The organism is Demequina muriae (assembly GCF_030418295.1).
Classification (GTDB): Bacteria; Actinomycetota; Actinomycetes; order Actinomycetales; family Demequinaceae; genus Demequina; species Demequina muriae.
Genome location: NZ_JAUHQA010000001.1, coordinates 92,407 through 119,230 on the forward strand (window position 1 = coordinate 92,407; position 26,824 = coordinate 119,230).

Sequence of the window (26,824 nt, forward strand, 5' to 3'; positions counted from 1 at the left end):
TGTCTCTACTGCTCTTCGCGCAGGCGCGTCGACAGCGAGTCCTGGATCTTGTCGAAGAACTCGGCCTGCTGGTCGAGGTCATCCGGGAGCTCCGTGACGGCGTTGAGCGCTTCTCGCACCTCGGCGGGGTACTTGACTTCGCCAAGAGGCTCGCGCTGATCCTTGATCTCACCCATGGGACGAGCGTACCTCCCGGCCGGGCGTGGACTCAACCGTCACGGTGGCGCCGCCGTCTGCGGCCTCCCACGCGGCGGCGCACGCGGCGCGGGCGCCGTCGAGTCCGTCCGGGCCCGCATCGGCCTCGTCGACACGGAGAACTCCGCCCTGGATCCACGCGGTCGCGGCACGGACGCGCCACCTGGCGCCCTCGCGCTCCGGGTGAGGGTGGGGGTCGGCGAGAGCGGTCAGGTCTCGGCCGAGGAAGGACGGCCGATGCGCGGGCGGGGCCAGGATGGCCTCGCGCACTCCATCGACGCCGGTCAGCACCTGCAGACCGGGCATGTCGGCCGCGCGAGCCCCCTTGAGGTCTGTGTCGAGACGGTCGCCTACGACGAGGGGGAGTTCAGCGTCGACCTTCGCCGCTGCGAGTCGAAACATGGCAGGCTCCGGCTTGCCCGCGCCGGGAGGCTCCACGCCCGTGGCGGTCACCACCACGTTGATGAGAGCGCCGTTCCCGGGAGCCACTCCCCGCTCGTTCGGAATCGTCAGATCCTTGTTGGACGCGAAGTATCGCGCGCCCGCCCGGATGGCGTACGAAGCCTCCGCCATCTCGCGCCACGACACGTCCGGCGAGAAGCCCTGGACCACCGCATCGGGCGTGGGCTCTGCCGCGTCGACGATGCGGTAGCCCGCCTGTGTCACGGCCGTGCGCAGACCCGCACCCCCGACGACGTAGACGCTCGCACCCGCGTCGAGAGACTCGCGCATGAGTGCGGCGACTGCCTGTGCGGCCGTCATCACCTCGTCGACCTCCGCGGGCATGCCCAAGTCGGTCAAGTGGGCGGCCACGGTCTCGGGCTCGCGGGACGCGTTGTTGGTCACGAACACCACACTCATGCCGGCCTCGCGCGCTGCGGCGAGCGCCGGCGGTGCGGACGGGATCGCGTGAGGACCGCGATACGCGACACCGTCGAGGTCCACGAGCGCGGCGTCGAAGGCAGTGAAGAGCGGCTCGTCGCTTCCCCGCAGGTCCGATGCGGTCATCGGTCCTCCTCCTTCACCTCGTCGGTCTGCTGTCGCTCATCGACGGGAACGGCGAGCTCGGCAACGTCATACACCGTGACGTCGAACTCCACCTCGCCATCGTCGTCGCCCTCCGCTGTCGCGAGGCGGCTCTCGATCTCGTCGGCGTCGGCGTCGCGACCGAGTGCACGAAGCACGGGGACCGACGCCTCATCCACGCGGGCACGGAGCTCGTCGTCGGTCACGGTGATCCGTCGGAGCGCCACGAGCGCGGCCTCGGCGTCGCCAAGGTCGAGCCGCGCGCCCGCCGCGACGATCTCGAGCTCCGCACGTGCGGACGCAGGCAGCGTCGCGGCATCGTCGCTGCGGGCCAGGTCGATCGCGCGCTCCGGACGGCCCAGACCCCGCTCGCAATCCGCCATGAGCGGCAGATACTCGTGCGAACCGTTGAGACGCCTCACGGTGCGGAACTCGCGCAGCGCCTCGGTGAAGCGCCCTGTCGCATACGCCGCGAGAGCGTTGGCCTCGCGCACCACATCGACCCTGCCACCGCGCTGCAGTGCCACTTGGGCATGCCGATACGCGAGCTCGGGATCGAGCTCGATCAATGCGCCAGCCATGATCAGGTGGCGGCCCACGTCCTCAGCGTTGTCCTTGCTCAGTGTGCGCAGTCGCTGCCGCACCTCGCGGTCGAGCTGACCGAATGACACCTCATCGGGGATCTCGGGAACCTCGACGGAGGGTCGCTGCATGGACCGGTCGCCGCGACGGGAGCCGTCCTCGCGCTCTGACCGACGGTCCTCACGACGCACGGCGTCCCGACCACCCGGCCTGGCACCGGCGTTGCCGTACGACGGTCGATCGCCCCTGTCGGGACGGCCGCGTGAGTCAGGTCGACCAGCAGCGTCGGGACGGCCCCGCGAAAAACGGTCGCCAGAGCGCCCGTCCGAACGCGAGGAGTCAGGACGGCCGTAGCGGCTCGGGCCGCCCTTGCGTGAGTCGCCTCGAGGCGCCGCACCGCGGGTGTCGCGGTCGCCCCCACGTTCACGCGATCCATAGCGGTCGCCGCGGTCGGAACTGGAGCCGCGGTCGGAACTGGAGCCGCGGTCAGGTCGCGAGTCTCGCCGCGGACCACCGGAACGAGCCCCGCGGTCAGCTCCGGCGCTGCTGCCCGAGCGTTGACCGTCCGAGGCACGCCGCTGATCGGGACGGGCATCCCGTGCAGGACGCTCGCGGTCTCCACCCCGGGACGGGGCGCCGCCCTCGGTGCGGGGGCTTGCGCCACCGCGTCCGCCGAAGGGAGCACGTCCGCGGTCGTTGGCGCTGCCGCGTGGGCCGCCGATCGCCGGCGGACGTGTAGGGCCGCTCTTGCGAGGCGGCTTCGCTGCCTCGCTCGACGACGTGTCGTCGCCGCGGTCCTCTGGACGCTTCGCGCTGTCTCCGCTGTCGTCATGCTGATTCGACATGGCTCTCCGATCCCTGCTACGGGGTGGTGCTCGAGAACATTCTCCCTGAAATGACGAAGGGCCGCCCAGCATTGGGCGGCCCTTCGTAGAAAAATGTCCCGCTGCGACCTACTCTCCCACACCCTCACGAGTGCAGTACCATCGGCGCTGAGAGGCTTAGCTTCCGGGTTCGGAATGGAGCCGGGCGTTTCCCTCTCGCTATGACAGCGGAAACTCTATTGAGATGTTGGTACCCGACCGTATCTCGGGAACCGCATAGTGGACGCATAGCACATTGATAAAAGTCAAGTTATCGGCCTATTAGTACCGGTCAGCTTCAAGAGTCTTTAGTCCTCTCTTCCACATCCGGCCTATCAACCCAGTGGTCTACTGGGGGCCTCTCGAGACGAATCTCATGGAAATCTCATCTTGAGACCGGCTTCCCGCTTAGATGCTTTCAGCGGTTATCCGTTCCGAACGTAGCCAACCAGCCGTGCTCCTGGCGGAACAACTGGCACACCAGAGGTTCGTCCAACCCGGTCCTCTCGTACTAGGGTCAGATTCTCTCAAATTTCCTGCGCGCGCAGCGGATAGGGACCGAACTGTCTCACGACGTTCTAAACCCAGCTCGCGTACCGCTTTAATGGGCGAACAGCCCAACCCTTGGGACCAACTCCAGCCCCAGGATGCGACGAGCCGACATCGAGGTGCCAAACCATGCCGTCGATATGGACTCTTGGGCAGGATCAGCCTGTTATCCCCGGGGTACCTTTTATCCGTTGAGCGCTGGCGCTTCCACATGCCACCAGCGGGTCACTAGTCCCGACTTTCGTCCCTGCTCGACCTGTCAGTCTCACAGTCAAGCTCCCTTGTACACTTGCACTCGCCACCTGATTGCCAACCAGGCTGAGGGAACCTTTGGGCGCCTCCGTTACTCTTTGGGAGGCAACCGCCCCAGTTAAACTACCCACCAGGCACTGTCCCTGATCCGGATTACGGACCGAAGTTAGATATCCAGAGTGATCAGAGTGGTATTTCAACAATGACTCCACCAATACTGGCGTATCGGCTTCAAAGTCTCCCACCTATCCTACACAAACCACACCGAATACCAATACCAAGCTATAGTAAAGGTCCCGGGGTCTTTCCGTCCTGCTGCGCGTAACGAGCATCTTTACTCGTAGTGCAATTTCGCCGAGTTCACGGTTGAGACAGCGGAGAAGTCGTTACGCCATTCGTGCAGGTCGGAACTTACCCGACAAGGAATTTCGCTACCTTAGGATGGTTATAGTTACCACCGCCGTTTACTGGGGCTTAAATTTAGAGCTTCGCCTTGCGGCTGACCCTTCCTCTTAACCTTCCAGCACCGGGCAGGCGTCAGTCCGTATACATCGTCTTGCGACTTCGCACGGACCTGTGTTTTTAGTAAACAGTCGCTTCTCCCTGGTCTCTGCGGCCTTCGAACGCTCCGGAAGCAAGTTCCTTCACGCCTCAGGCCCCCCTTCTCCCGAAGTTACGGGGGCATTTTGCCGAGTTCCTTAACCGTGATTCACTCGATCGCCTTAGTATTCTCTACCTGATCACCTGAGTCGGTTTGGGGTACGGGCGGCTAGAACCTCGCGCCGAGGTTTTTCTTGGCAGCATAGGATCACCAGATTCCCGCTAGATGCGGTCACTATCAGCTCTCAGGCTATGTGAGTCGCGGATTTGCCTACGACTCGCCCTACAACCTTGGACGTGGACTACCATCGCCACGCCTGGCTACCTTCCTGCGTCACCCCTGTTAATACGCTTGCTTACTACAGACTTGGGTCGCGCGCTCCATCACGTTCCTCCGAAGAGTTCAGTGACTTTGGGCGCTTAGCATTATCTGCCTCTGCATGGGCGGTTCTTCGCCGGTACGGGAATATCAACCCGTTGTCCATCGACTACGCCTGTCGGCCTCGCCTTAGGTCCCGACTTACCCAGGGCGGATTAACCTGGCCCTGGAACCCTTGATCATTCGGCGGACGGGTTTCTCACCCGTCTTTCGCTACTCATGCCTGCATTCTCACTCGTGTGGCGTCCACCGCTGGGTCACCCCGCGACTTCACTCGCCACACGACGCTCCCCTACCCATCCACACGCTTGGATCCGAAGATCAGGCAATGTGTGAATGACACAACTTCGGCGGTGTACTTGAGCCCCGCTACATTGTCGGCGCGGAATCACTTGACCAGTGAGCTATTACGCACTCTTTCAAGGGTGGCTGCTTCTAAGCCAACCTCCTGGTTGTCTGTGCAACTCCACATCCTTTCCCACTTAGCACACGCTTAGGGGCCTTAGTTGGTGTTCTGGGCTGTTTCCCTCTCGACTATGAAGCTTATCCCCCACAGTCTCACTGCTGCGCTCTGACTTACCGGCATTCGGAGTTTGGCTGACGTCAGTAACCTGGTGAGGCCCATTAGCCATCCAGTAGCTCTACCTCCGGTAAGAAACACGCAACGCTGCACCTAAATGCATTTCGGGGAGAACCAGCTATCACGAAGTTTGATTGGCCTTTCACCCCTATCCACAGCTCATCCCCTCGGTTTTCAACCCAAGTGGGTTCGGTCCTCCACGCGGTCTTACCCGCGCTTCAACCTGGCCATGGATAGATCACTTCGCTTCGGGTCTAGAGCACGCGACTGAAACGCCCTATTCGGACTCGCTTTCGCTACGGCTGCCCCTCACGGGTTAACCTTGCCACGTACCACTAACTCGCAGGCTCATTCTTCAAAAGGCACGCCGTCACCCCTGCTAGGGAGGCTCCGACGGATTGTAAGCACACGGTTTCAGGTACTATTTCACTCCCCTCTCGGGGTACTTTTCACCTTTCCCTCACGGTACTGTTCCGCTATCGGTCAGTGGGTAGTATTTAGGCTTACAGAGTGGTCTCTGCGGATTCACACGGGATTTCTCGGGCCCCGTGCTACTTGGGATGACTCTTAGGAGTCCGCGCAATTTCGTCTACGGGGGTCACACCCTCTGTGCCGGGCCTTTCAATGCCCTTCGACTATTACGCGGATTTCTGACTCCTTGAGAGAACGGCAGTTCCCTCCAAAAGGTCCCACAACCCCGTCAACGCAACGCCTGCCGGCTATCACACGCTGACGGTTTGGCCTCTTCCGCTTTCGCTCGCCACTACTCACGGAATATCTCTTCCTGTCGGTACTGAGATGTTTCACTTCCCGACGTTCCCTCCACTCGCCCTATGTGTTCAGGCGAGGGTCACTGGACATGACTCCAGCGGGGTTTCCCCATTCGGACATCCTCGGATCGAAGCTTGTTTGCCAGCTCCCCGAGGCTTATCGCAGGCTACAACGTCCTTCTTCGGCTCCCACTGCCAAGGCATCCACCATGTGCTCTTAAAAACTTGACTACAGAAATCAAAGATGCTCGCGTCCACTATGCAGTTCTCAAGGTACGGGCGGTCTCACCTACCACTGGCGCCTGCCCCGCTTCGCGAGGTGGTTCATCCAGATCCGGTGATCCGTCCAGCCGGCTTATGGCCAGCCTGAGGTGAGCTTTCGCCCGATCCCTCAGGACCCAACAGTGTGCCATGCAGCGACTTCTACTCATACTCACGCGTTCCAACCCGAAGGTGTACTAGGTGTGTGCGGTGTCTCTCGCTGCCACGTCGATGTTCCATCCATGAGCTCTCGCCGTTCTACGTATGAGAACGAAACGAGATTTGGACGCTCCGAAGAGCGCCAAGTGCTCCTTAGAAAGGAGGTGATCCAGCCGCACCTTCCGGTACGGCTACCTTGTTACGACTTAGTCCCAATCGCCAATCCCACCTTAGACGTCTCCCTCCCAAAAGGGTTAGGCCGACGTCTTCGGGTGTTACCGACTTTCGTGACTTGACGGGCGGTGTGTACAAGGCCCGGGAACGTATTCACCGCAGCGTTGCTGATCTGCGATTACTAGCGACTCCAACTTCATGAGGTCGAGTTGCAGACCTCAATCCGAACTGAGACCGGCTTTTTGGGATTCGCTCCACCTTACGGTATCGCAGCCCATTGTACCGGCCATTGTAGCATGCGTGAAGCCCAAGACATAAGGGGCATGATGATTTGACGTCATCCCCACCTTCCTCCGAGTTGACCCCGGCAGTCTCCTATGAGTCCCCACCATTACGTGCTGGCAACATAGGACGAGGGTTGCGCTCGTTGCGGGACTTAACCCAACATCTCACGACACGAGCTGACGACAACCATGCACCACCTGTATACCCCCCCGAAGGACTCCCTATCTCTAGGGATAAAGGGTATATGTCAAGCCTTGGTAAGGTTCTTCGCGTTGCATCGAATTAATCCGCATGCTCCGCCGCTTGTGCGGGCCCCCGTCAATTCCTTTGAGTTTTAGCCTTGCGGCCGTACTCCCCAGGCGGGGCACTTAATGCGTTAGCTGCGACGCGGAACTCATGGAAAGAGCCCCACATCTAGTGCCCACCGTTTACGGCATGGACTACCAGGGTATCTAATCCTGTTCGCTCCCCATGCTTTCGCTCCTCAGCGTCAGTAGTGGCCCAGAGACCTGCCTTCGCCATTGGTGTTCCTCCTGATATCTGCGCATTCCACCGCTACACCAGGAATTCCAGTCTCCCCTACCACACTCTAGTCTGCCCGTACCCACTGCAGGCCCGAGGTTGAGCCTCGGGTTTTCACAGCAGACGCGACAAACCGCCTACGAGCTCTTTACGCCCAATAATTCCGGACAACGCTTGCGCCCTACGTATTACCGCGGCTGCTGGCACGTAGTTAGCCGGCGCTTCTTCTGCAGGTACCGTCACTTTCGCTTCTTCCCTGCTGAAAGGGGTTTACAACCCGAAGGCCTTCATCCCCCACGCGGCGTCGCTGCATCAGGCTTGCGCCCATTGTGCAATATTCCCCACTGCTGCCTCCCGTAGGAGTCTGGACCGTGTCTCAGTTCCAGTGTGGCCGGTCGCCCTCTCAGGCCGGCTACCCGTCGTCGCCTTGGTGAGCCATTACCTCACCAACTAGCTGATAGGCCGCGAGTCCATCCCAGACCGAAATTCTTTCCAGACGATGACCATGCGATCTCGTCTCGTATCCGGTATTAGACCTCGTTTCCAAGGCTTATCCCAGAGTCTGGGGCAGGTTACTCACGTGTTACTCACCCGTTCGCCACTGATCCGCGAGAGCAAGCTCTCACTTCACCGTTCGACTTGCATGTGTTAAGCACGCCGCCAGCGTTCGTCCTGAGCCAGGATCAAACTCTCCGTGAATGTTTATTAGCAATCCGGCAAGCCGGTTTACTTACATAACGAAGTGGTTCCGAAGAACCGTTTAATCTCTAGCTTCGAACAAAATGTCACTGACATTTCGTTGTCTACCAAAGGAATCCAACATCACGTTGCTAGAGCAAAGCTCTGACGCCGTGATGCCGGAGGTTTTTGGCATCGACTATGTGGCACACTGTTGAGTTCTCAAGGTTCGGACGCGCACCGCTCTCGGCCTTCTGAGCCGGTCTCGGGGCAACCCTTATAAGTTACACACATGTTTCCGCGCTGTCAAATCGCTCTGTGAGCGACCGCCATGCTTCATTCTGCTGTGGCAACTCGATTAAGTTACTTGCCTGTCATTTGTCTGTCAAATCGCTTATCAGCGTTTCGCAGTTCACATCTGTCAGGCAACTCGGTTAAGTTACTCGGCCGTATTCAGTGTGTCAAATCCAGCTCTCTGAGCGGCTGACTTCCCTGAGCCCGTCCGGGCAACCCTTCCAACTTACCCCCTTGTTTTCGCTCTGTCAACTCGCCGTGTCGGCGGGTTTTCAGGTCCGATCCCGTGGGGGGCTCTCCATCGTACATCACCTCGGTCGCTCTTGCGACCGCGGCTGTGACTTGATGGGGTGGCTGTCAAGTGGGGCCTCTCGTGGCCTTGTGCAGTCCTCCGAGAAGCGCTTCCGTCTTTGGCAGCGAGCAAGACATTACGGCTCCGTGAACATCAAGTCAAATCCAAGCGTCTGCGGCGTGTCGCGGCGCCAAGCCCGGCGTTCGGCCTGGCAGACCGGCATCTGGCCGTGGCACGTGCGTCTGGCGTCAGGCGCCCGTCCGCACAAGTCCCACGGACTTCTTGCCTCTCCTCAGCACGAACCAGCCGCCGGCGAGTGGAGAGGACTCTGCGATCGTCGCATCGATGGACTCCACCTTGACGTTGTTGACGTAGGCCCCGCCATCCTGAACGGCCCGACGGGCATCCGAGCGAGAGCCCACCAGTCCTGACTCCACCAGCGCGTCGACCACCGTGGCGCCCTCCCCCACGTCGACGCCGCCGAGTGCGGACGCGCATCCGGCGAGCGTCACCTCATCCAGCCCGGCGAGCTCACCTCGGCCGAAGATCGCCTGAGACGCCTCCACGACAGCATCGGTCGCATCGGCCCCATGGACGAGCGCGGTGACCTCCCACGCGAGAGTGCGCTGGGCCTCTCGTCGGAATGGCTCGTCTGCGACGGCGTGCTCGAGCCTGTCGATCTCGGCACGGTCGAGGAAGGTGAAGATCTTGAGGAACCGGACAGCGTCCGCATCGTCGGTGTTCAACCAGAACTGGTAGAAGGCATACGGGCTCATCAGATCGGGGGCGAGCCACACGGCTCCGCCCTCGGACTTGCCGAACTTGGTGCCGTCCGCCTTGGTGATGAGAGGCGTGGTCATCGCGTGCACCTGCGCACCGTCCGCCTTGCGCGCCAGCTCGACACCGCTCAGCAGGTTGCCCCACTGGTCATTGCCACCGGTCTGCAGCGTGCACCCATGCCGCCGGTACAGCTGAAGGAAGTCGTGGCCCTGCAGCACCTGGTAGCTGAACTCGGTGTAGCTGATGCCCTCGTCGGAGTTCAGTCGTCTCGCGACCGTGTCCTTGGCTAGCATCGTGCCGAGCCGGAAGTGCTTGCCGACCTCGCGCAACAGGTCAATCGCGGTGAGCTCCCCTGTCCAATCGAGGTTGTTCACCATCTGGGCAGGGTTGTCGCCATCGAAGTCGAGGAACCGCGAGATCTGGGACTGGAGCCTGTCCACCCATTCCGCGACCGTCTCCTTGGTGTTCAGCACCCGCTCGCCGGACATGCGGGGGTCGCCGATCATGCCGGTCGCGCCACCCACGAGTGGCAGCACGCGGTGTCCAGCGCGCTGGAGATGGCGCAGCACCACCAGCTGCACGAGGTGTCCGTGGTGCAGGCTCGGTGCCGTCGGGTCGAACCCGCAGTAGAGCGTCACGGGCCCCTGGTCGAGGTGAGTGCGGAGGTCGTCGAGGCCGGTCGTCTGTGCGATCAGCCCGCGCCACGCGAGTTCGTCGAGAATGTGCTCAGTCATGATGGGGCCATTGTGCCAGCCCGGGAGTGCGGTCCTGAGGCGTCGTTGACCCAGGACACGAAAGTGCCGCTGGGCACGCGGAGCGGATCCACGAATCGGCGCTGAGGGGTGGACGTCTTGCGAGGGGTCCTACCGACTCGAGTGTCGCATGCCCAGCGACACCATCGACGCTAATCCCGTCAATCTGAGAGGGCTCTCAGAGTGAGGCCGCGGCACAGGCGCGCGAGCTCGGGTCAGTTCGGAAGCGCGCGGTTCCCGTCGACCCGCACGTGAGCCGCGGCACGCGTGCCCTGGCGCGCGAACTCCTCGAGTTCGGCGCGCTGCCAACGCACCCAGTCGTCGCGGGTGGCCTCTCCGTCACGCTCGATGCCGCGCCGCAGCCTCTCGTCCGGGTCCGCTTCCACCCAGACCACCAGACTCGCAAGGGAGCGAGCGCCACGCATTGCGACACCCACGCCTTCGATGATGAGGACATCTCGCGCCGTCACCACGACCTCGCGGGCACGCTCACCGCGATGCCAGTCCCACACCCGGAACCTGCCGGTCTCGCCACGGGCCATCGGGGTGAGCACCTGATCCATCACGATGTCTCCCAGCGAGGGGAGGCCGCCCCACCCCTCGTACATGTCATCGGCATGGAGCACCTGCACTGCCGCACCCTCGTCCGAGTGATCGCCGGGCGGGACGCCGTCCGGACCCTGACCCGATGCGCCCCCGAGAGTCACCGCCAGCCTGCCTGCGAGCGTGGTCTTGCCCGACCCCCCTGGCCCGTCGACGAGCACCAGCCGGGTGGTGCCGAGCGTGGGCGGCTGAGCACGGACAAGGTCGGCGATGCGGCCGATGCTCGCCACGTCCGCCAGCATTCGGCCCGCTTTCGTCTCGTGCAGGGTCACCAGGCCAGGCTACGGTAGCGGTATGCATCCGAACGTGCAGAAGGTCAAGACGTTCCTCGACGAGGCGGGACTCCACGGGCGCGTGCGGGAGCTCACCGAAGGCACCCATACTGCGGCCCAGGCGGCCGCGCTGCTGGGCTGCGAGGTGGGCGCGATCGCGAACTCTCTCATCTTCATGACGGAGAAGGGGCCCATTCTGGTGCTCACGTCCGGCGCACATCGTGTCGACACGGACGTGGTCGCAGCCGCGATCGGCGCCGAGGCCGTGAGCCGTGCGACTCCCGACCAGGTGCGGGCCGCGACGGGCCAGCCCATCGGGGGCGTCGCGCCGATCGGCCATCCGGCACCGCTGCCCACCTATCTCGATGTCGAGCTCGCGGAGCATGGGGAGCTGTGGGCGGCCGCGGGGGTGCCTGCGAGCGTGTTCGAGATCTCCTACGCGGACCTCAAGGCGCTGACTGGCGCCGTCGAGATCGCGGTGGAGTAGCCGCACCCGCGCCACCGCAGGACGAGGGCGGCGCCTGACCGCATGTCTGGGCCGGCACTCAGGCCGGCGACACCTCGCGCACCTCGGTGCTGAACTCTGCGAGCGCATCGGCCTCGGGCTGTTCGCACAGCCCCGGGAACGTGGGCACGGCGATCGATCCGTTCTCGATGACGTACGGGGTCGTGAGATCGCGAGCGTAGAAGCGCGACGATGCGGAGATGTCGCCCGGCAGGGTGAATCCGGGAAGCCCGGCAAGGGCCGCGTTGGCGCCGCGCGCGAGACCGGTCTCCAGCATGCCGCCGCACCACACGGCGATGCCCGATGCGCGCGCGACGTCGTGAATGCGCCGCGCCTCGAGGTAGCCGCCCACGCGCGAGGGCTTGATGTTGATCACGGCGGCGGCCCCCAGTTGGATGGCGTCTGCGGCCGATGCGGCGGAGACGACGGACTCGTCGAGACACATCGGCGTGGCCATGGCGCGGGCGAGTTCGGCGTGCTGACGGAGGTCGTCCTCGGCGAGCGGCTGCTCGATGAGCAGGAGGTCGAACTCGTCGAGACGGCGCAGGTGGGCGGCATCCACCAGGGTGTACGCGGCGTTGGCATCGACTTGCAGCGCCACGTCCGGGTGCGCCTCGCGCACCGCGCGCACGGGCTCGACGTCCCACCCCGGCTGGATCTTGAGCTTGATGCGCTGGTAGCCCTCGTCCAGGTAGCCCGCCACCGCATCGAGCAGCGCCCGGATCGAGTCCTGGATCCCCACCGAGACGCCGGACGGGACCCTGTCGCGCGTCACGCCCAAGTAGGTGGCGAAGCTGGTCCCGGCCGCCTTCAGCTGCGCATCGAGGATCGCGGCCTCGAGGGCGGCCTTGGCCATCCGGTGCCCGACGACGGGCTCGAGCAGCTCGCCGACGGTCTCCGCCGTCAGGACGGTGTCGGCAGAGGCCGCCGCGAGGCGTGGAAGGAGGAAGCGTTCGATGACGTCCGCGGCCCCGGCCGCATACTCGTCCGAGTACACCGGCTCGGCGAGCGCACCGCACTCTCCCCAGCCCGTCACCTCGCGTCCCGCCACCCGGGCGGAGACCTCGACCGTGAGCACCGTGCGCGCGGTCTGAGTCGAGAACGACGTGGTGAAGGGCGTGACGAGCGGGATGCGCAGGGTGCGCAGGGTCACGTGATCGATCTGCATCAGCGAGTCTCCAAGAGGTAGCGGTGGTCATGGAAGCCGGCGACGCGACGGCCGCTCTGAATCATGGGAGCCATCGCACCACGGACGGCACCGCGCCACTGGGCGGCGGCCCGAGGATCGGTGCGGCGCAGCGCCTCCACATCGGGGGGAACGGCCACCGAGAGGAAGCGGGCGGCGGGGTCCGGGACGTGAGGATGAGGACGGCCATCGGCGGTGGTCGTCAGCAGCGCCGACGCCTCGAGGTCGCGGTCGGTAGGAGGCTCCTCCGACGCGTGCGACGAGGGACCGGGCAGGTCGCGGTCGAGCGGCCAGCTCGCGAGCAGCCGGTCGCTCCCCTGTCCCGCATTGACGCCGTCGCTCATCTCACCGTAGAAGTCCACCAGGTACTCCTGGATCTCGACGCCCAGACGGTTGAGGTTGAACGCCGCGTTGCGCGACACCAAGGGGTCGAACGTCCAGGTGACGCGGGACAGGCCCCGTTCCAGGCACCACGCACGCTGGTGCAGCTTGAGAGCCATGCCGACACCGCGCCGGCCGGTTCCCGGCTCGACTCCGGCGACGTGAGAGTGGAGTGCGACGCCCAACGGCATGGAGAAGTATCCCACGCATACGCCGCGGAGCCGGTGCCCCTCGAACGCCCCGACCACGTAGGCGCCGGCATGCGAGAGCGCCACCATGAGCGGCGGTTCGACGGCGGCGGTCCCCCAGATCGACTCCAGCAGACGCGCGGCTTCCCCCACCTCGACTGTCGCGAGCGAACGCACCGTCACGCCCGCGCGTTCGGCCGCCGCGCGGGCATCCTCAGTGGCGCGAGGCAGCCAATCGCGTGTCGCAACAGACAACCCAGGGGCGGCCGATGCGCGGGCGGGGTCCGGGGTCACTGCGCGCCTGCGCTGAGGCGTGGGCTGGCGAGGATGTCGTGCACGAGCAGTGCCAGCAGAGCGGTGCGATGCGGCACGTGCGCGACCTCGACGTGTTCGTCGGCCGCGTGAGCACCGCCGCCCACCCCACCGAGACCGTCGAGGGTGGGGACGCCGAGGCCGGCGGTGAGGTTGCCGTCGGAGGCTCCGCCCACCGAGCACTGCCGCAGGTCGTCGATTCCTGCCGTCGGTGCGAGCTGGAGCGCGCGGCTGAAGAGATCGTCGGCGAGCGCCAGCTCGAGCGGCGGCCGGTTGACCCCGCCGTCGATGCTCAGGCGAGCACCGTCGAGGACGGGGGCGAGCGCGCGGATCTCCGTGTCGACGCGGTGCTGCTCCGCGGCGGTGGTGGCCCGCACGTCGACGTCGACCCGCGCCTGCGCCGGCACCGTGTTGACGGTGGTGCCGATGCTTCCTCGGGTCGGGGTGACGGTCGTGGAGCCGTCGGCGATGGCGGCGATCGCCGGAAGCTGGTGGGCGAGTTCGAGGCCGGCGTTGACGCCGCGCTCGGGGTTGAGGCCCGCGTGCGCGGCGCGGCCAAGCGCCGTCACCGTGTAGAGCGAGACGCCCTTGCGCTCGGTCTTGAGCGCCCCTCCGGGTCCGGACGCCTCGAGGACGAGCACCGCATCGGCCCCGCGAGCCTCGTCTTCGAGGAGCGCACGCGACGATGTCGAGCCCACCTCCTCGTCTCCGGTGACCAGGATGGTGACCCCGGCGAGCGCATCGGCCCCATGGACGGTCACGAGCGATGCGGCCGCGTGCGCCGCCTGGACGAGTCCGATGGCCATGTCGTAGCAGCCGGGACCGGTGAGGACGCCGTCGGTGACGACCGCGGGGTGCGTCGCGAGGGTGCCGTGCGGCCAGACCGTGTCGTGGTGCCCGAGCAGGAGCACGCGGGTCGGTCCGCCCAGCCGCCAACGCAGGTGAGTGACGCCGTCGACGATGATGCGCTCGGGCTCCGCCGGGAGGCCCGCCGCGCCGAGCCGGGCGCCGAGCACCTCCGCGACCACGTCCGCGCTGCGCACCACCGCGTCGAGATCGCTCGACGGCGACTCGCACTCGATCAGGCGCACGGCGTCGTCGAGCATCGCGGGCAAGCGTGCGCGGGCGTCGGTCAGCAGGTCGGTCATCGTGCCCATCCTGCCAGGTGCGCGCGTGGCCGGACCCTGTCCGGCAATGGTTGACCCCTCCAGGCGATGGCGTCATCCTGTCCGGCACCCGGTGGACACCAGTGCCGGACAGCGATCCGCGAGGGCCGCTAGCCGACCACTAGTGCCGGACAGGAGTGGGGGCGGGTCAGTGGGAGGCGGAGGCCCAGGGGCGGAAGTGCTTGACGCGTGCACGCGCCGCCTTGCCCTGCTCGAGCACTCGCGCCGGTGCCGTGCCACCCGCGCCGTCACGCGCCGCGAGGGACCCCTCGACCGTGAGCACCTCGAGGACGCGCTCGTTCAGCCGAGGATGGATCGCGGCGAGCTCGTCAGGAGTGAGCTCGTGCAGCTCCTTGTCGCGCTTCTCGCACAGTCGCACGCACGCGCCGGCGACCTCGTGAGCCTCCCGGAACGGCACGCCCTCCTTGACCATCCACTCGGCGATGTCGGTGGCGAGCGAGAAGCCGGCGGGCGCGAGCTCGGCCAGGCGGTCCTCGTGGAACACCAGGGTGCGGACCATCCCGGAGAAGGCCGGCAGCAGGGTCTCGAGCGTCTCGACCGCATCGAATGCCGGCTCGTGCGTCTCCTGGATGTCGCGGTTGTACGCCAGCGGCAGGCCCTTGAGCGTCGCCAGCAGGCCCGTCAGGTCGCCGATGAGCCGGCCAGCCTTGCCGCGCGCGAGCTCGGCGATGTCCGGATTCTTCTTCTGCGGCATGATGCTCGAGCCCGTCGAGTACGCATCGTCGAGGCTGGCGAAGCCGAACTCCACCGTCGCCCAGGCGATGACCTCCTCGGACAGTCGCGACAGGTCGATGCCGATCATCGTGGCGACCCACGCGAACTCCGCCACGACGTCGCGCGAGGCGGTCGCATCGATCGAGTTCTCGCTCGCACCCACGAACCCGAGCTCGTCCGCGACCCGCTGCGGGTCGAGACCGAGGGTCGACCCCGCGAGGGCCCCGGCGCCGTACGGCGAATACGCCGCGCGGGCGTCCCAATCCGTGAGCCGCTCGACGTCACGCAGCAGCGGCCAGGCGTGCGCCAGCAGGTGGTGGCCGAGCGTCACGGGCTGCGCGTGCTGGAAGTGCGTTCGACCCGGCATGGGCGCGTCGAGGTGACGATCCGCCTGCTCGAGAAGAGCCTCGACCACATCGAGCACGCCGGAGGCGACGATGCGGGCGTGGCGGCGCAGGTACATGCGTGCCAGGGTCGCGATCTGGTCGTTGCGGGACCGGCCGGCGCGGAGCTTGCCGCCCAGGTCGGTGCCGATGCGTGCGATGAGGAGGCGTTCGAGCGCGCCGTGCACGTCCTCGTCCGACTCCGCGGCACCAACCTTGCCGGCGGCGACGTCCTGGCGCAGCGCGTCCAGTCCGGCGACCATCCGGTCCGTCTCGTCGTCGGTCAGCAGCCCGGCCCGCTGCAGAGCGTGGGCGTGCGCGATCGAGCCGCGCAGGTCGTCGTCCGCGTAGCGCCAGTCGAAGTGCGTCGACTTCGACAGTGTGGCGAGAGCGTCGGCAGGGCCGCCGGCGAACCGGCCGCCCCACAGGGCGCCCTCGTTCGTCCCCTGCTCGCCGCTTCTCGGAGCGGGACCGGACTGCTGATCGGACATGACTACCCCTTCAGGCGGGCCTCGCGCGCGGCGGCCTGCTTGGCGGCGAGACCGTAGATCTCGATGAACCCGCGTGCGGCCGACTGGTCGAACGCGTCGCCCTCATCGTAGGTGGCCATGTTGAAGTCATACAGCCCCGTGTCCGAGCGACGTCCGGTCACGGTCGCGCGTCCGCCGTGCAGCACCATCCGCACGTCGCCGTTCACGTGCTCCTGGGTGTCCTCGATGAACACGTCCAGCGAGCGCTTGAGCGGCGAGGACCACATGCCGTCGTAGACGAGCTCGCCCCACTTCTGCTCGACGCCGCGCTTGAAGCGCGCCTGCTCGCGCTCGATCGTCACGTTCTCGAGCTCGCGGTGCGCCTCGATGAGCGCGATCGCGCCGGGCGCCTCGTAGACCTCGCGGGACTTGATGCCCACCAGTCGGTCCTCGACGATGTCGATGCGGCCCACCCCGTGCGCTCCGGCGCGGCGGTTGAGCTGCTCGATCGCCTGCAGCGGCGTCACCGCCTGGCCGTCGATCGCCACCGGGATGCCGCGGGCGAAGGTGATGACCAGTTCGTCGGGCACCGGCGGGAAGGCCGGGTCGTCGGTGTAGCTGTAGACGTCCTTGGTGGGGGCGTTCCAGATGTCCTCGAGGAAGCCGGTCTCGATCGCACGGCCCCACACGTTCTGGTCGATCGAGAACGGGTTGGACTTGGTGGTCTCGATGGGCAGCTCGTGACGGCCCGCGTACTCGATCGCCTTGTCGCGGGTCAGCGCGAGGTCACGCACCGGGGCAATGCACTTGAGGTCGGGAGCGATCGACGTGATGCCCACCTCGAAGCGCACCTGATCGTTGCCCTTGCCCGTGCAGCCGTGCGCCACCGTGGTCGCGCCGAACTCCTGCGCGGCGGCGACGAGGTGCTTGACGATGACGGGGCGCGACAGCCCCGACACCAGGGGGTACTTGTCCTGGTACAGGCCGTTCGCCTTGAGCGCCGGCATGCAGTACTCCTCCGCGAACTCGTCGCGGGCATCGGCCACGTAGGCCTCGACGGCACCGCAGTCCAGCGCACGCTGGCGGATGAGCTCGAGGTCCTCGCCTCCCTGACCCACGTCCACCGCCACCGCGATGACCTCGGCCCCGGTCGCATCGGCGATCCATCCGATCGCCACCGACGTGTCCAGCCCGCCTGAATAGGCAAGCACCACTCTGTCGCTCATGTTCGCTCGTTTCCTTCACTTCTCGATTGCGTATGTCAGATCCTGCTGGGAGCGCCGCCGTGGTGGCGGCGCACGTCGTTCGGCGGGCGCGCGCCCTAGTGGACGGCGCCCGCGGCTCGCTCGAGGAAGCGCTGCGCCAGTCGCCGCCCGCCGTCCGTCTCGCGCGAGATCACCATGAGCGTGTCATCGCCCGCCACCGTGCCCACGATGTCGGGGTCCTCATGGGCGTCGATGGCGCTCGCCAGGTACTGCGCCGCCCCAGACGGGGTGCGGATCACGGCGAGGTTCGCCGAGCCGTCGGCGCTGAACAGCAGCTCGCCGCACAGCCGTGTCAGGCGCTGATTCGTGTCCTCGCCCGCGGACATGGTGTCGGCGGTGGCGTACACGTGGTGCCCGTCGATGCCTCGGACCTTGACGGCTCCGACGTCCACGAGATCGCGTGACAGCGTCGCCTGGGTCACGGTGATGCCCTGCACCTCGAGGCGCACGGCGAGTTCCCCCTGCGAGTGGATGGGCTCGGCCTCGATCAGACGCCTGATGAGCGCCTGGCGTGCGGCCTTGGTAGCCGGGATCGTGTACGGGCTCACCGGTCCACCAGCCAGCTCAGCAACGCCTTCTGTGCGTGCAGCCGGTACTCGGCCTCGAGCCACACGAGCGACTGGTCGCCATCGATGACCGATGCGGTGATCTCGTGACCGCGGTACGCCGGCAGGCAGTGCAGCACGTGCGCACCAGGCGCTGCGAGCTCGAGGGTCCGATCGTTCACCTGGTACGGCAGGAACACCTCCATCCGCTCGGCCTTCTGCGCCTCATCGCCCATCGACACCCAGGTGTCGGTCGCGACGATGTCGGCGCCGGTCACGGCGGCGTCGCAGTCGGAGGTCACGGTCACGGAGCCGCCGGTGGACTCGGCGATCTCCTCGGCGCGCGCGACTACGGCCGGGTCAGGCAGGTAGGAGTCGGGGGTGCCGATGCGCACGTGCATGCCTGCGGTGGCCCCGCCCAGCAGGTAGGAGTGCGCCATGTTGTTGGCACCGTCTCCCACATAGGCGAGGTCGAGGCCGGCGAGCGCGCCCACTCCCCCACGCTCGTCCGCGATCGCGGCGAGATCCGCGAGGATCTGGCACGGATGGAACTGGTCCGTGAGCGCGTTCACGACGGGCACGGAGGAGTGCGCCGCCATCTCGTCGATGCGGTCCTGTCCGTACGTGCGCCACACGATCGCACTGACCTGCCGCTCCAGCACACGAGCCGTGTCGGCGACGGACTCGCCCCGTCCCATGTGCGAGTTCTGCGCATCGATGACGAGCGGGTAGCCGCCCAGCTCCGCCACCCCCGTGGAGAACGACACTCGCGTGCGTGTCGAGTGCTTGTCGAACAGGATGGCGACGGCCTTGGGCCCCACGAAGGGCTGCACCTTGTACCGGTCGCGGCGCAGCTCGAGCGCGAGCTCGAGCACCTCGCGCTGCTCGGAGGGCGTGAGGTCGTCGTCGCGGAGAAAGTGGCGTCCCATCAGCGGTCCCCTTCCGGGACGAACGGGTGGCGCGCGGCGTAGCCCGCGAACCACTCGAGGAATGTGTCCGCCTCGGCGGTGGTGAGGTTCAGGGCGGGCACGAGTCGCACCGTGTCGGGCGACGGCGGGTTCACGATGAAGGCTGCGGACAGCGCCGCCTGGGCGACATCCGGTGCCGCCGGCGCCGCGAGGCCGATGCCGAGCAGCAGCCCCTCGCCTCGCACCTCGATCACGCCGGGGATCGATTCGAGACGCTCCCTCAGGTGCTGGCCCACCGACTTCGCGTTGGCGAGCAGGCCCTCGTCCTCGATCGCCTGCAGCGTCGCGAGAGCGGTCGCCGCCCCCATGGGGTTGCCGCCGAACGTGGTGCCGTGCTCTCCCTTGCCCAGCAGCGTGCCCGCGCGCTCGCCGAACGCCACGACCGCGCCGATAGGGAAGCCCCCGCCCAGCCCCTTCGCGAGGGTCATCACGTCGGGCTGGATGCCGTGCAGCTGATGGGCGAACCAGGCGCCGGTGCGCGCGACGCCGCACTGGACCTCATCGAGGATCATCAGCGCGCCGGTGCGGTGCGTGAGGGTGCGGATGAGCGCGAGGTACTCGTGATCGAGCGGACGGATGCCCGCCTCTCCCAGAATGGGCTCCGCGATGATCGCGGCGAGGTCGTCGCCCGCCGCCGTCACGGCGGCGCGCAGCGCGTCCGCGTCATTCACGGGGACGAACACCACGCCAGCGGGCATCGGGGCGAACTGTTCTCTGATCGCGGGCTTGTGAGTCATGGCGAGCGCGCCCATGGTGCGGCCGTGGAAGCCGCCCTCCAGGGCGATCACCGTGCCGCGCCCCGTCTTGCGAGACATCTTGAACGCGGCCTCGTTGGCCTCCGCCCCAGAGTTCGAGAAGAACACGCGCGAGCCGGACGGAGCGTGCGCCAGATCGAGGAGGCGCTCGGCGAGCGCGATCTGCGGCTCGGTCGCGAAGAAGTTCGACACGTGGGCAAGCGTGCTGGCCTGCTGGGTGAGCGCGTTCACCCAGGCGGGGTGGCCGTGGCCCAGGGCGTTGACGGCGATGCCGCCCAGGAGGTCAAGGTACTTGTTGCCGTCAGCGTCCCAGACGTATGAGCCCTCGCCGCGCACGAGCGCGCGCATCGGCGTTCCGTAGGTGGCCATGAGCGCGTGCTCGTAGCGCTGGGTCTCGACCCGGCCCTTCTCGAGGCCGGCCTCACCGTGGCTGCTCAGCTCTCCCATATTCCGCTCCGTCATGTCATGCCCACAGATCGACGTCGTCGGGGCGCACCATGGTGCCGATGCCGCGAGAGGTGAAGATCTCGGTGAGGATCGAGTGAGGCTCGCGCCCGTCGATGATGTGCGCCTGGGGCACGCCGCCGCGCACCGCGCGCAGGCACGCCTCCATCTTGGGCACCATTCCGGACGCGAGGGTGGGCAGCAGCTTCTCGACGTCGGTGGCGTGGATGCGGCGCACCAGCGAGCTCTGATCGGGCCAGTTCGCGTACAGACCCTCCACGTCGGTGAGCATGATCAGCTTGCGCGCGCGCAGGGCCACGGCGATGGCGGCCGCTGCGGTGTCGGCGTTCACATTCAGGACAGTGGTCGGGTCGTCGATGTCGGGAGCGACCGTGCTCACCACGGGGATCCGTCCCGCGTGGATGATGTCCTCCACCGCTGCCGGGTTGACCTTGACGACGTCGCCCACCTGGCCCACGTCGACTTTCTTCCCGTCGATGTCGGCGTGACGGCGCTTGGCCTGCAGGAGACCGGCGTCCTCGCCGGACAGTCCCACCGCCAGCGGTCCGTGGTCGTTGATGAGGCCGACGAGCTCACGTGAGACGGAGCCCGTCAGCACCATGCGCACCACGTCCATCGCCTCGGGCGTCGTGACGCGAAGCCCGCCCTTGAACTCGGACTCGATCCCCAGCTTGTTCAGCATCTCGGAGATCTGCGGGCCGCCGCCGTGGACGACGACGGGGTACAGGCCGAGCAGGCGCAGATGCACCACGTCCTGGGCGAACGCCCTCTTGAGGGTCTCGTCGATCATGGCGTTGCCGCCGTACTTGATCACCACGGTCGCGCCCTTGAAGGACTCGATCCACGGCATGCCGTCGATGAGGACGCCCACCTTCTGCTGGGGCGTGAGGTCCGGAGTGTCGATGTCGTGGCTCATGAGGAGTATGCGCTGTTCTCGTGGACGTAGTCGTGGGTGAGGTCGTTGGTCCAGACGGTCGCTGTGGCGTCACCTGCGTGCAGGTCGACGACCACGGTCACCTCGCGGCCGGTCAGGTCAACGAGATCGCGGTCGTCGCCGACGCCTGCCGCCCTACACACCTGGACGCCGTTGATCGAGACGTCGATGAGCGTGGGGTCGAACGGGGCGACCTCCTCCGGCACCGTGCCGGCAGCCGAGATCACGCGGCCCCAGTTCGGGTCGTTGCCGAAGATCGCGGCCTTGAACAGGTTCGACCGGGTGATGGCGCGCGCGACCTCCTCTGCGGCGTGCTCGGTGGTGGCATTCACGACAGTGACGGCGATGTCGTGGCTCGCGCCCTCGGCGTCGGCGACCAGCTGACGGGAGAGGCTGGCGAGCACCTCGGTGAGAGCCGCTTCGAACTGGCTCGGATCCGGGGTCTGGCCCGAGGCGCCGCTCGCCATCAGCAGCACGGTGTCGTTGGTGGACATGCAGCCGTCCGAATCGACCCGGTTGAGCGTCCGTGCGACGGCCGATGCGAGAGCCGCCTTCGCGGTCGCCGCATCGATCCCGGCGTCCGTGGTGACGACGCACAGCATGGTCGCCATGCCGGGCGCCAGCATGCCCGCGCCCTTGGCCATGCCGCCGACGGTCCAGCCGTCGCGGCCCGCCACAGCGGTCTTGGGCTTGGAGTCGGTCGTCATGATGGCCTCGGCCGCGGCGTCACCGCCGTCGTGCGAGAGGCCGGTGATCGCCGCATCGGCGCCCGCGAGCAGCGTGTCCATGGGGAGGCGCAGTCCGATCAGACCGGTCGAGCAGACGGCGACGTCTCCGGCACCGACCTCGCGGCCCGTCTGGCTCAGGGCATGAGCCACGTGCTCCGCGGTGCGGTGCGTGTCGGCGAAGCCCTCGGGGCCGGTGCAGGCGTTCGCGCCGCCCGAGTTGAGGATCACGGCGTCGGCGCGACCGTCGGACACGACCTCGCGCGACCAGGTGACCGGAGCGGCCTCGATGCGGTTCGTGGTGAACACGCCCGCCGCGACCTTGGACGGCCCCTCGTTGACGACGACGGACACGTCCTTGGCTCCCGTCGACTTGATGCCGGCCACGACGCCTGATGCGACGAAGCCCTGTGCTGCGGTGACGCTCACGGTGCCACTCCCCTCAGCTGAAGTCCGGTGGTCTCAGGCTGGCCCAGCGCGAGGTTCATTGACTGCAGCGCCGCGCCTGCCGTGCCCTTGACGAGGTTGTCGATCGCGCTGATCACCACCACGCGTCCGGCCTTCTCGTCGACGGCGACCTGCACGAGGCAGGTGTTCGCGCCGAGAGTGGCGGCGGTGGTGGGCCATTGGCCCTCGGGCAGCAGGTGCACGAACGGCTCGTCGGCGTACGCGGACTCCCACGCAGCGCGGACCTCGTCGGCTGTGACGCCCTGCGCGAGCGGTGCCGTCACCGTCGCCAGGATGCCGCGCGCCATGGGGACCAGCGTGGGGGTGAAGCTGATGCGGACATCCTCACCGCCTGCGGATCCGAGGTTCTGCACGATCTCCGGGATGTGGCGGTGCACGCCGCCGACGCCATACGCGGAGGCGGCTCCCAGGCCCTCCGAGGCGAGCAGATTCGTGGCGAGCTTCTTGCCGGCACCCGAGTAGCCGTTGGCCAGCACCGCGACGATGTCCGTGGGGTCCACAACGCCTGCGGCAACTCCGGGCTGAAGAGCGAGCGTCACCGCGGTCACGTTGCAGCCGGGAACGGCGATGCGCTTGACGCCCGCAAGGGAATCGCGCTGGTGGCCGTCGGCCGTGATCAGCTCGGGCATGCCATAGGGCCAGGTGCCGGAGTGCTCGCCGCCGTAATACTCGGCCCACGCCTCGGCACTGGCCAGGCGATGGTCGGCGCCGCAGTCGATCACCAGGGTCTCGGGCGGCAGCTGGGCCGCGATCGCTCCCGAGGCCCCGTGAGGCAGGGCCAGGACGACGACGTCGTGACCCGCGAGGGTCTCCGCGCTGGTCTCGACGATCGTGCGGTCCGCGAGCGTGCGCAGGTGCGGCTGATGCACCCCCAGCAGATCGCCCGCCGACGAGTGGGCCGTCAAGGCACCGAACTCCACCTCGGGATGCTCGCTGAAGACACGCAGCACCTCGCCCCCTACGTACCCGGACGCGCCGGAGACTGCCACTGAAATCGCCATGCGCATAACTATACATCAGTCTGAATAGTCCGAGGCCGCGCCCGCCGTGGCCGGTGCGAGGATGGGACGCATGAAGGCGATCCAGGCAGATGTCCCCGGCGGTCCCGACGTGATGCGCGTCGTGGACGCCCCCTCGCCCACCCCCGGCACGGGTCAGGTGCTCGTCGACGTGGCCGCGAGCGGCGTCAACTTCATCGACACGTACCAGCGCTCGGGCGTCTACGACGTCGCACGTCCGTTCCGGCCGGGCCTCGAGGGCGCAGGCGTGGTCACCGCCGTCGGCGAGCACGTCGACTGGGCTGCGCCGGGCGACCGCCTCGCGTGGGCGGGCACCGCTGGCTCGTATGCCGAGCAGGTGGTGCTCTCCCGGCACGATGCCTACCGGGTTCCCGCCAGCGTGAGCCTCGACACCGCCGCAGCGCTCATGCTGCAAGGACTCACCGCCCACTTCCTGAGCGCATCGGCCTTCCCGCTGGGGCCCGAGCACACCGCGCTGGTGCATGCCGGCGCCGGCGGAGTGGGCCTGCTGCTCACCCAGCTCGCCGCGGCGCGCGGCGCGCGCGTGATCACGACCGTGTCGCGCGGCGACAAGGAGGAGCTGTCCCGGGCCGCCGGCGCGTCCGAGGTGATCCGCTACGAGGACTTCGCCGACATGAGCGAGGACCTCCCGCGAGCGGTGCGCGGGCTGACGGACGGCGCGGGCGTTGATGTCGTGTACGACGGGGTGGGCGCGGCGACCTTCGATGGCTCGCTCGCGTCGCTCGCGATGAGGGGAACACTCGTGGTGTTCGGCGGCGCCTCTGGCCAGGTGCCCGCGTTCGACCTGCAGCGCCTCAACCACGGGGGCTCCCTGTCCGTGACGCGCCCCTCGATGGTGCACTACCTGCGCACGGACGAGGAGCGGTCCTGGCGAGCCGGTGACCTGTTCACTGCCGTGGCCGCCGGCGAGCTCGACGTGCGCATCGGCGCCTCGTACCCGCTGTCCGATGCGCCCTCGGCTCATCGCGCTCTGGAGTCACGCGGCACCACCGGCAAGGTGCTGCTGCACCCTTAGCGCGGGCGACATGCCCGAGACCCCGCCGCGACACACGCCCGTGACATCGACACGGCACAATGTGGACATGCAGAACCTGCGCATGCGTGTGATGAGAGAGTCCGACCTGCCCGCCGTTCTCGCGCTCAACACCGCGGCCGTCCCAGCGGTCACGCTGCTGTCGGACGAGGAGCTGCGAGAGCTCATCGACTGGTGCGACGTGTCGCTCGTGGCGCTCAACCGCACCGGCGAGGTGATCGCGTTCCTGCTGAGCCTCGGACACGGCACCCCCTACGCCTCGGAGAACTACCGCTGGTTCGAGGACCGCGGGGTGCGCCACCAGTACATCGACCGGATCGTCGTCGCCGCGACCGCGCGGGGCACCGGCGTGGGTCACGCGCTGTACGAGTCGGTGTTCGAGCGTGCGCGCGAGCGCGGCGCCACCGAAGTCACCGCCGAGGTCAATCTGGACCCGCCCAACCCGCGCTCGATGGACTTCCACGAACGCATGGGCTTCCGCCAGCTCGGCGAGCAGACCACCAAGGGCGGGGCGATACGCGTCGCGCTGCTGTCTCGACCCGTCGACTGACGACCGTTGACTGGCTGGGGTCCGGGCGGCCGATGCGCGTGCCCGTACCATCGGGAGCATGCGCATCCTCATCGTCGGCGGCACGGGACTGATCTCATCGGAGCTCGCGGCCCTCGCGGCCGACCGTGGCGACTCCCTCACCCTCATCAACCGCGGCAACTCCCCTGTCGCTCCCCCGCCTGAGGGCGCCGAGGTCATCCACGCCGATGCGACCGACGCGGCCGCGATGCGTGCGGCGCTGCGCGGGCGGCAGCTGCGCGGCGAGCGTTTCGATGCCGTGGTGCAGTGCGTGGCCTTCACCCCGGAGCACGTCGCGGAGGACGCCGAGACCTTCGCGCGCCTGACGGACCAGTACGTCCTCATCGCCACCGGCGCGTCCTACCGGACGGCCGAGCGCTTCCAGTTCCTGACCGAGGAGACCGGTCAGGAGAACCTCCACTGGGAGTACGCGCGCCTCAAGCTCAAGGCCGAGCAGGTCCTGCGCGCCTCCGAGGGGCTGCCGTGGACGATCGTGCGCCCCGCGCACACCTACGGCCCGTCGAAGATCCCGGCGTACACCGGCAACTCCCGCCACCCGTGGACGATCGTCGATCGCATGCGTCGCGGAGCCGACATCCTGATCCCCGGCGACGGGACGGCCCTGTGGACCATCACGCACGCTCGCGACGTCGCCGCCGGCATCCTGGGGCTGCTGGGGAACGCCGATGCGATCGGCACCGCCGTGCACATCACGTCCGACGAGGCGCTCACCTGGACCGGCCTCTACCGCGAGATCGCCCGCGCCGCCGGTCTCAGCGACGAGCAGTTCGAGTCCCAGAAGGTCTGCGTGCCGTCCGATGCGCTGGTGGCGGCGGCTCCCTCGCAGGCCGGTTCGATCTACGGCGACAAGATGCACTCCGCGGTCTACGACACGTCCCGCATCGCGGCCCTGGTGCCCGGCTGGAGCGCTCGCATCCCCTTCGACGAGGGCGTCGCCGAGGCCATCTCGTGGTTCGAGGCACACCCGGACCGGCAGACCGTCGACGAGAACGCGAACGCGATGTTCGACAGGCTCGGCGCGATCTACCGGCGCGCCTTGGCGGACGCTGGCGCCTAGCCGCGTTCGCGCATCGGCCGCGCCGCCCGCATCGTCCGCCCTTGCGACGCGCGCCGGTGCCTTGGTCCCGGCGCGCGATGCGAGCGGGGTCGTACCCTGGACAGGTGAGACTTCCCCGCTTCCACCGCGCCCGTCCCGGGAACGCCGTGGTCGTGTCCGACGACGATGTGCTCGAGGCGGCGGTCCGGGTGTTCGTCGCGTCGCCGGAGGCGTCGCTCGCGGATGTCGGTCGCCACGCGAGGGTCGAGCTGCGTGAGATGCGGGCCAGGTTCGGCACGCGCGAGGCAGTGATCGATCGCGTGATCATGCGCGGCGCCCGCCGGATCGCGCGCGGCGCCGTCCTCGAGGACGGCACTCCTGCGGAGCAGATCGCCCTGCTGGTCGCGCGACTGTGGGACGACCAGGAGCCGGTCGCCCCCTTCATCACCTTGGGCGTGCGCGCCCACCTGCGGGTCCCCGTCGAAGAGACCCTCGCGCCGGCTCGCGCACTGTTCGCCGATGCGGTGGCCAGGGGCGCTCACGACGGCACGCTGCGGGCCGACGTCTCCCCGCGCGCCGTGGCATGGCTGATCGAGCAGTCGGTGCTCGACTGCCTCGAGGCGCTCGCCCGCGGTCTCATGGAGGACGAGGACGGCCGCACCTTCGTGATGCGCCAGGCGCTCGCGACGGCCGGACTGGGATGGACCGATGCGGCAGCGGTGACTGACGCGGTGACGAGGCGGATCTCGTGACCACCATGCACGATCTCAGGAGCGTGGCCGGGACGGTCACGCGGACAGGAGCCAC

At 67.3% G+C, this 26,824-nt stretch carries 21 protein-coding genes and 3 rRNA genes; 5 read left to right on the plus strand and 19 right to left on the minus strand.

All coding sequences use genetic code 11. From position 1 onward, the window contains the following. Window positions 1-5: 5 nt before the first annotated feature. From QQX02_RS00445 to QQX02_RS00480, 8 genes are all read right to left on the minus strand, one after another. Window positions 6-176, minus strand: coding sequence for a hypothetical protein (locus tag QQX02_RS00445; protein WP_301140521.1), 171 nt, complete (start codon window positions 174-176; stop codon window positions 6-8). Next, complete coding sequence (locus QQX02_RS00450; protein WP_301140522.1) at window positions 169-1,203, minus strand: HAD-IIA family hydrolase; 1,035 nt, start codon at window positions 1,201-1,203, stop codon at window positions 169-171. Before QQX02_RS00450 ends, QQX02_RS00445 begins: the two co-directional genes overlap by 8 nt. Continuing rightward, window positions 1,200-1,934 carry a tetratricopeptide repeat protein gene (locus tag QQX02_RS00455; protein WP_301140523.1) on the minus strand — a complete coding sequence of 245 codons (735 nt, stop codon included), beginning with the start codon at window positions 1,932-1,934 and terminating at the stop codon, window positions 1,200-1,202. The genes QQX02_RS00450 and QQX02_RS00455 overlap by 4 nt, the downstream gene beginning before the upstream one ends. Window positions 1,935-2,743: 809 nt before the next feature. Then, window positions 2,744-2,860: ribosomal RNA gene (gene rrf, locus QQX02_RS00460) — 5S ribosomal RNA — on the minus strand. 68 nt (window positions 2,861-2,928) lie between these two features. Beyond that, window positions 2,929-6,027, minus strand: a 23S ribosomal RNA gene (locus tag QQX02_RS00465). A gap of 346 nt (window positions 6,028-6,373) precedes the next feature. Continuing rightward, window positions 6,374-7,896 (minus strand): 16S ribosomal RNA (locus QQX02_RS00470). The 16S, 23S and 5S rRNA genes sit together here, the layout of an rRNA operon. 813 nt (window positions 7,897-8,709) lie before the next feature. Beyond that, complete coding sequence (gene tyrS, locus QQX02_RS00475) at window positions 8,710-9,975, minus strand: tyrosine--tRNA ligase (protein WP_301140525.1); 1,266 nt, start codon at window positions 9,973-9,975, stop codon at window positions 8,710-8,712. 233 nt (window positions 9,976-10,208) lie between these two features. Next, a complete protein-coding gene (locus QQX02_RS00480) occupies window positions 10,209-10,868 on the minus strand; it encodes a nucleoside/nucleotide kinase family protein (RefSeq protein WP_301140526.1) in 660 nt (219 codons plus the stop codon). Window positions 10,869-10,890: 22 nt separating this feature from the next. Here QQX02_RS00480 and QQX02_RS00485 point away from each other — a divergent pair, with 22 nt between their 5' ends. Continuing rightward, window positions 10,891-11,355, plus strand: coding sequence for a YbaK/EbsC family protein (locus tag QQX02_RS00485; protein WP_301140528.1), 465 nt, complete (start codon window positions 10,891-10,893; stop codon window positions 11,353-11,355). A 58-nt stretch (window positions 11,356-11,413) separates the two neighbouring features. Here QQX02_RS00485 and menC read toward each other — a convergent pair whose 3' ends face one another. The 11 genes from menC to argC form a co-directional block, all read right to left on the minus strand. Then, a complete protein-coding gene (menC, locus tag QQX02_RS00490) occupies window positions 11,414-12,541 on the minus strand; it encodes an o-succinylbenzoate synthase (RefSeq protein WP_301140529.1) in 1,128 nt (375 codons plus the stop codon). Beyond that, window positions 12,541-13,311, minus strand: coding sequence for a hypothetical protein (locus QQX02_RS00495; protein WP_301140531.1), 771 nt, complete (start codon window positions 13,309-13,311; stop codon window positions 12,541-12,543). Before QQX02_RS00495 ends, menC begins: the two co-directional genes overlap by 1 nt. Before the next feature lie 107 nt (window positions 13,312-13,418). Beyond that, window positions 13,419-14,588 (minus strand): M20/M25/M40 family metallo-hydrolase, encoded by a 1,170-nt coding sequence (locus QQX02_RS00500; RefSeq protein ID WP_301140532.1) that lies wholly within the window; start codon window positions 14,586-14,588, stop codon window positions 13,419-13,421. A 166-nt stretch (window positions 14,589-14,754) separates the two neighbouring features. Next, complete coding sequence (gene argH, locus QQX02_RS00505; protein WP_301140533.1) at window positions 14,755-16,215, minus strand: argininosuccinate lyase; 1,461 nt, start codon at window positions 16,213-16,215, stop codon at window positions 14,755-14,757. Window positions 16,216-16,217: 2 nt separating this feature from the next. Further along, window positions 16,218-17,420: an argininosuccinate synthase gene (locus tag QQX02_RS00510; RefSeq protein WP_301140534.1), complete on the minus strand. Its 1,203-nt coding sequence runs from the start codon at window positions 17,418-17,420 to the stop codon at window positions 16,218-16,220. 95 nt (window positions 17,421-17,515) lie between these two features. After that, window positions 17,516-18,007, minus strand: coding sequence for an arginine repressor (argR, locus tag QQX02_RS00515; RefSeq protein WP_301140535.1), 492 nt, complete (start codon window positions 18,005-18,007; stop codon window positions 17,516-17,518). Beyond that, window positions 18,004-18,933 (minus strand): ornithine carbamoyltransferase, encoded by a 930-nt coding sequence (gene argF, locus QQX02_RS00520; protein ID WP_301140537.1) that lies wholly within the window; start codon window positions 18,931-18,933, stop codon window positions 18,004-18,006. The genes argR and argF overlap by 4 nt, the downstream gene beginning before the upstream one ends. Continuing rightward, complete coding sequence (locus tag QQX02_RS00525) at window positions 18,933-20,174, minus strand: acetylornithine transaminase (RefSeq protein ID WP_301140538.1); 1,242 nt, start codon at window positions 20,172-20,174, stop codon at window positions 18,933-18,935. The genes argF and QQX02_RS00525 overlap by 1 nt, the downstream gene beginning before the upstream one ends. 16 nt (window positions 20,175-20,190) lie before the next feature. Next, window positions 20,191-21,108 carry an acetylglutamate kinase gene (gene argB / locus QQX02_RS00530; RefSeq protein ID WP_301140539.1) on the minus strand — a complete coding sequence of 306 codons (918 nt, stop codon included), beginning with the start codon at window positions 21,106-21,108 and terminating at the stop codon, window positions 20,191-20,193. Continuing rightward, a complete protein-coding gene (gene argJ, locus QQX02_RS00535) occupies window positions 21,105-22,280 on the minus strand; it encodes a bifunctional glutamate N-acetyltransferase/amino-acid acetyltransferase ArgJ (protein ID WP_301140540.1) in 1,176 nt (391 codons plus the stop codon). Before argJ ends, argB begins: the two co-directional genes overlap by 4 nt. Next, window positions 22,277-23,320: an N-acetyl-gamma-glutamyl-phosphate reductase gene (gene argC, locus QQX02_RS00540; RefSeq protein WP_301140541.1), complete on the minus strand. Its 1,044-nt coding sequence runs from the start codon at window positions 23,318-23,320 to the stop codon at window positions 22,277-22,279. The genes argJ and argC overlap by 4 nt, the downstream gene beginning before the upstream one ends. Before the next feature lie 70 nt (window positions 23,321-23,390). Here argC and QQX02_RS00545 point away from each other — a divergent pair, with 70 nt between their 5' ends. From QQX02_RS00545 to QQX02_RS00560, 4 genes are all read left to right on the plus strand, one after another. Further along, complete coding sequence (locus QQX02_RS00545) at window positions 23,391-24,374, plus strand: quinone oxidoreductase family protein (RefSeq protein ID WP_301140542.1); 984 nt, start codon at window positions 23,391-23,393, stop codon at window positions 24,372-24,374. A gap of 67 nt (window positions 24,375-24,441) precedes the next feature. Continuing rightward, entirely contained in the window at window positions 24,442-24,942 is a 501-nt protein-coding gene (locus tag QQX02_RS00550) for a GNAT family N-acetyltransferase (protein WP_301140543.1), read from the plus strand. 58 nt (window positions 24,943-25,000) lie between these two features. Next, entirely contained in the window at window positions 25,001-26,038 is a 1,038-nt protein-coding gene (locus QQX02_RS00555; RefSeq protein ID WP_301140544.1) for an NAD-dependent epimerase/dehydratase family protein, read from the plus strand. Window positions 26,039-26,142: 104 nt separating this feature from the next. Beyond that, window positions 26,143-26,769, plus strand: coding sequence for a hypothetical protein (locus tag QQX02_RS00560; protein ID WP_301140545.1), 627 nt, complete (start codon window positions 26,143-26,145; stop codon window positions 26,767-26,769). Window positions 26,770-26,824: the final 55 nt, after the last annotated feature.